Origin of the sequence: Aeromicrobium sp. REDSEA-S32_B7, assembly GCF_001626145.1 — a bacterium.
In the GTDB taxonomy this organism is placed as follows: Bacteria; Actinomycetota; Actinomycetes; order Propionibacteriales; family Nocardioidaceae; genus Aeromicrobium; species Aeromicrobium erythreum.
In genome coordinates this window covers 1-4,307 of sequence record NZ_LUNF01000277.1, presented here as the reverse complement: position 1 = coordinate 4,307, position 4,307 = coordinate 1, and the positions used below count along the sequence as shown (strand labels likewise).

The window sequence follows — 4,307 nt, the reverse complement described above, 5'->3', positions numbered from 1 at the left end:
TGGGCACAGCGTGCCAGCGGTCGGGCGGCGTCACGACTCGAGCGAGGACGCCGTGTGGGGGTCGCCACGACGCGCGCGCCTGCGGCCGATGGGCTCTAGCCTGGTCGAATGGCCGAACGCTTGAACGACCGTTACGAGCTGGGTGACCTCCTGGGCGCCGGCGGGATGGGTCGGGTCCACCGGGCCCGCGACCTGCGCCTCAACCGCGACGTCGCCGTGAAGATCCTCAAGGGCGACCAGGTCGGCGACGACACCGCCGCGCGCGTCCGGTTCGAGGAGGAGGCTCGCACCGCCGGCCGGCTGCACCACCCGGGCATTGCGACCGTCTACGACGTCGGCGAGGACCAGTCGAGCGAGGACGAGGACCCGTTCATCGTCATGCAGCTGGTCGAGGGGACGGCGGTCTCGGAGGTGCTCAAGCAGCGCGGCACGCTCGCGCCCGACGCCGTGGAGCGTCTGCTCGGCGGCGTCGCCGACGCGCTGGCCGCGGCCCACGCCGCCGACATCGTGCACCGCGACGTGAAGCCCGCGAACATCGTGCTCGCGGAGGGGTCGCGTCCGGTGCTCGTCGACTTCGGCATCGCGATCGGCGCGTCGCGCGAGCCGCTGACGCAGACGGGCAACGTGCTGGGCACCGTCGACTACATCAGCCCCGAGCAGGCCCGGGGCGTGACGGCCACCGGAGCGTCCGACGTGTACTCGCTCGGCCTCGTGGCCTACCAGTGCCTCACCGGCACGTCGCCGTTCCGACGCGAGACGTCGGTGGCGACCGCGCTCGCCCAGGTGGGCGACCCGCTGCCGGCCCTGCCCGACAACGTCCCGGAGCCGCTGCGCCGCCTCGTCGAGACCATGACCGACAAGGATCCGCTGAAGCGTCCGACGGCGGCGCAGGTGCGCGACGCGGTGCAGGGACGCACCGACGGGGTCACCGAGGTGCTGCCCGCCTACGCGGGTGCGGCGACCGCGCCGATGGGCGCTCTCGGTGCCACGGGTGCGACGGCGTCGACCTCGGTGCTCGCGCCCGTCTCTGCCACGGCGGCGATGCAGGCGCAGCCGGAGGAGCCGCGTCGACGTCGGCGTGGCCTGGCGGTGTTCGCCGGGGTGGCGGCGCTGGCGGTCCTCGCGCTGCTGGTCGGCATGTCCGGCGGTCTGTTCGCCGACGCCGACGAGACCGTGCCCGACGTCGTCGGCCAGTCGGTCGCCAGCGCGACGAAGGACGTCGAGGCCGTGGACGCGACGGTCAAGACCGAGACCGTCGACGAGCCGAACGCGAAGGAGGGCGAGGTCGTCGGACAGAGCCCGAAGGCGGGTGCTCCCGTGCCGACCTCGGGCCCGGTGACCCTGCAGGTGGCGTCGGGCCGCGTGACGGTTCCGGCCGACCTGGTGGGCCAGCCCGCCGACGAGGTCGCGGCCACCCTCGGCGACCTCGGCCTCACGGTGAAGCGCACCGACGTCGAGTCGTCCCAGACGGCCGGCACGGTCGTCGTCGTCGACCCGACGGGTCGGGTGACGGTCGGCTCGACCGTGACCATCGCGGTGGCCGTCGCGCCGGTGGTCCAGCAGACGCAGCCGACCCAGCAGCAGCCGCAACAGCCCCAGCAGCAGGACCAGGGCAACGGCAAGAAGGACGAGAAGAACCAGGACACGAACGACAAGGGGCCTGGCGGCGGGGGCCCGGGCGGCAAGGACGACAAGAAGCCCTGACGCTGGTCGTCAGCGCCCGGGTCGCCGTGCCTGCAGGTCGCGCACGGTCTCGCTGACCTGCACGAGGTAGTCCTCGAGGGTCGACTGGTTCTCGCCCGACCACCGCTTGGCGACGGCGTTCGTGGGGTAGAGCACGAGTGACGGGTCGCCCACGACGCCGAGCTCGCTGCCGTGCTGGTCGGTGACGAGCGCCCACCGCAGTCCGAGGTCGTCGACGAACAGCTGTCCGATGCCTGCGCCGAAGGCGTTGACGGTCGGGTTCGGGTCGGGGCGCTCTGCGGCGGGAAGGTCCCACCACGCCTCGCGTGCCTCGAGGAAGACGGCGCACAGCGTCGCGGCGTCCTTGACGCCCATCTGCACGAGCCCGCCCTGCAGCGCCTGGAGCCACTGGTGCTCGGCCTCGGTGAGGTCCTCGATCGTCACGTCGTCCATGGGTCCTCCGTCGCTGCGCGTCGTTCGTCGGCCAGCCTAGGTGCTTGACACGACACCTCCTGCCGAGCGTGGATGAGGGATGTCGTCGTCGCTGCCCCGCCTGGACCACGTGAACCTCACCGTGGCTGACCTGCCCCGCACGGTCAGCTTCTTCACGAGCCTCGGACTCGAGCTCGCCGAACGCATGACGATCGAGGGGGAGTTCCTCGACACCGTCGTCGGTCTCCACGACGCGCGCACCGAGACCGTCTGGCTGCGTCCGCCGGGCGGCGGGGGAGCGCTGGAGGTGTCGCGCTACGACCGCCCCGGCCACGTGCTGACGGTCCCCGCGCCGCCGCACGCGGTGGGACTGCGTGCGGTGTGCCTGGAGATCACCGACCTGCGGGCGACCGTCGCGCGCCTCGACGACGAGGGCTACGCGCTCGTCGGCGACGTCGGTGAGCACGAGGGGACGTGGCTGATGGCCTACGTCCGGGGTCCGGAGGGGATCATCGTCTCCCTGACCGAGCGGATCGGCTGACGAGCGTCCAGCGGCTCGCTCAGCCTGCCGTGGACGTCGGGTCCTCCAGGAGGCGAGGGAACACGCCGTCGACCCGGAACTCGGCGTCGAACGGTGCCGTGAGGGTGCGGCCGTCGGTGTACTCGACGTGGGCCTCGCAGCGCAGCGAGTCGCCCGTGTCGGTGAGGAGGCCGAGCTCCTCGCAGGTGACGTCGACGTCGCGGACGTCGGCGTGGACGCCGTAGCGGGAGATCAACCAGGCCGCGCCCTCCGTCCCGTAGCGGAGGTCGTCGGCCATGGCCTCCTCGATCTCGGCCGTGGTGGTGCCGCTGCAGCCGGCCAGCACGACGGACCCGAGGGACAGGGCGACGAGGCGGGCGAGGCGCATGACCGCAGCGTAGGGCCGCTGGTGAGGGCGGGTCTTCGTCTTCTGGAACGCGTTCCGGCACGACAGCGGCCCCCGAGCGGAGAGCTCGGGGGCCGCTGCGTCGTGGTGCTGCGTCAGCGACGAACGGCGTCGAGCGCGTCGATCATGCCGTGCCCGGCGTAGCTGTTGTTCGACGGCGATCCGGTGCAGAGCGCGCCCGGGGACGAGCTGGTCTGCTGGGGTGCGCAGGGTCGCTCGTCGGCCTGGGCCTTCAGCTGCTGGATGACACGCGCCGGCCGCCAGCCGGGGTGCTTGGACTTCATGAGGGCGGCGACGCCGGCCACGTGCGGCGACGCCATCGACGTGCCGCTCTTGAGGCCGTAGCCGTTGTCCTTGACGATCGTCGACAGGATGCGCGAACCGGGCGCGGCGACGTCGATGACGTTCTTGCCCCGGTTGGAGAACGACGACAGCTGCGTCTCGTTCGACGTGCCGATCTGCGCGTACGAGGAGACGGTGACGACCTCGGGCAGCTCGGTGGGGATGTCGAGGCAGCCGTTGTTGATGGTCCGCTCGATCGGGGTGCTGTCGTTCGGGCTGCTGGCGTTCGTCGTCTTGCGGGACAGGTCGTAGGCGGAGTTGCCGGCTGCCGCGACGTGGACGGTGCCCTTCTTCGTCGACCAGGTGACGGCGCGGCCGACGGCCTCGACGACGGCGGCCTGGTTGGCCTGGTCCTGGCACCAGAACTCGAAGGGGTCGATGTAGTAGCTGTTGTTGGTGACGTCCATGCCGCGCAGGCCGGCCCACATGAAGCCGCAGATGGCGTACTCGGGGTAGATGAAGCCGTCGTCGTTGACGACCTTGACCGACGCCATGCGCACGTTCGGTGCGACGCCGGTGATGCCGATGCCGTTGCGAGCGGCGCCGATGGTGCCGGCCACGTGGGTGCCGTGGTCGCTGGTGGTGGGCTGCCAGCCGGTGGGGGAGCGGTCGATTGTGCCGCCGTCGGTGCAGTTGACCGAGTTGTTGACGTCGATGTTGGGCGCGAGGTCGGGGTGGTCGGCGTCGATGCCGCTGTCGAGGACGCCGACGAGCACCTTGCGGGAGCCGTCGGTGATCTCGTGGGCGTGGTCGGCCTTGATGTGCGCCATGTCCCACTGCTCGCCCTCGCGCGGGTCGGGCTTGACGTACTTCTGGGGCGTGTTCGCGAACTCGCCCTTGAGCTCGGCGCGCTCGGTGGAGCGGCTCCGCGCGGACTGGCGCAGGGTGGACGCCTGCTCGGCGCGCTCGCTGACGGCGACGGTG

General features: G+C 71.8%; 5 protein-coding genes. 2 read left to right on the top strand and 3 right to left on the bottom strand.

Features of this window, described 5'->3' with window-relative positions; all coding sequences use genetic code 11:
- The first annotated feature begins 108 nt into the window (after positions 1 to 108).
- Positions 109 to 1,704 (top strand): protein kinase, encoded by a 1,596-nt coding sequence (locus tag A6Q79_RS16490; protein WP_286689401.1) that lies wholly within the window; start codon positions 109 to 111, stop codon positions 1,702 to 1,704.
- A gap of 9 nt (positions 1,705 to 1,713) precedes the next feature.
- Here the strand turns inward: A6Q79_RS16490 and A6Q79_RS16485 are convergent, their stop codons facing one another.
- Entirely contained in the window at positions 1,714 to 2,136 is a 423-nt protein-coding gene (locus tag A6Q79_RS16485) for a DUF3806 domain-containing protein (protein ID WP_286689400.1), read from the bottom strand.
- 79 nt (positions 2,137 to 2,215) lie between these two features.
- Between A6Q79_RS16485 and A6Q79_RS16480 the strand changes: the two genes are divergently transcribed.
- The gene (locus tag A6Q79_RS16480) at positions 2,216 to 2,656 is read left to right on the top strand and encodes a VOC family protein (protein WP_286689399.1); all 441 of its coding nucleotides are present in this window, start codon (positions 2,216 to 2,218) and stop codon (positions 2,654 to 2,656) included.
- Positions 2,657 to 2,675: 19 nt separating this feature from the next.
- On the opposite strand, the gene A6Q79_RS16475 is transcribed toward A6Q79_RS16480, so the two are convergent.
- Both A6Q79_RS16475 and A6Q79_RS16470 read right to left on the bottom strand, forming a co-directional pair.
- Positions 2,676 to 3,023 (bottom strand): hypothetical protein, encoded by a 348-nt coding sequence (locus A6Q79_RS16475; RefSeq protein WP_286689398.1) that lies wholly within the window; start codon positions 3,021 to 3,023, stop codon positions 2,676 to 2,678.
- A 113-nt stretch (positions 3,024 to 3,136) separates the two neighbouring features.
- Positions 3,137 to 4,307: S8 family serine peptidase (locus A6Q79_RS16470; RefSeq protein WP_317698797.1), on the bottom strand; the 1,171-nt coding region annotated here is incomplete at its 5' end.

What these genes read in the sequence shown, in the direction of transcription:
- A6Q79_RS16490 (WP_286689401.1), top strand. Translation starts at nt 109, where the DNA reads ATGGCCGAACGCTTGAACGACCGTTACGAGCTGGGTGACCTCCTGGGC.
- A6Q79_RS16485 (WP_286689400.1), bottom strand. Translation starts at nt 2,136, where the DNA reads ATGGACGACGTGACGATCGAGGACCTCACCGAGGCCGAGCACCAGTGG.
- A6Q79_RS16480 (WP_286689399.1), top strand. Translation starts at nt 2,216, where the DNA reads ATGTCGTCGTCGCTGCCCCGCCTGGACCACGTGAACCTCACCGTGGCT.
- A6Q79_RS16475 (WP_286689398.1), bottom strand. Translation starts at nt 3,023, where the DNA reads ATGCGCCTCGCCCGCCTCGTCGCCCTGTCCCTCGGGTCCGTCGTGCTG.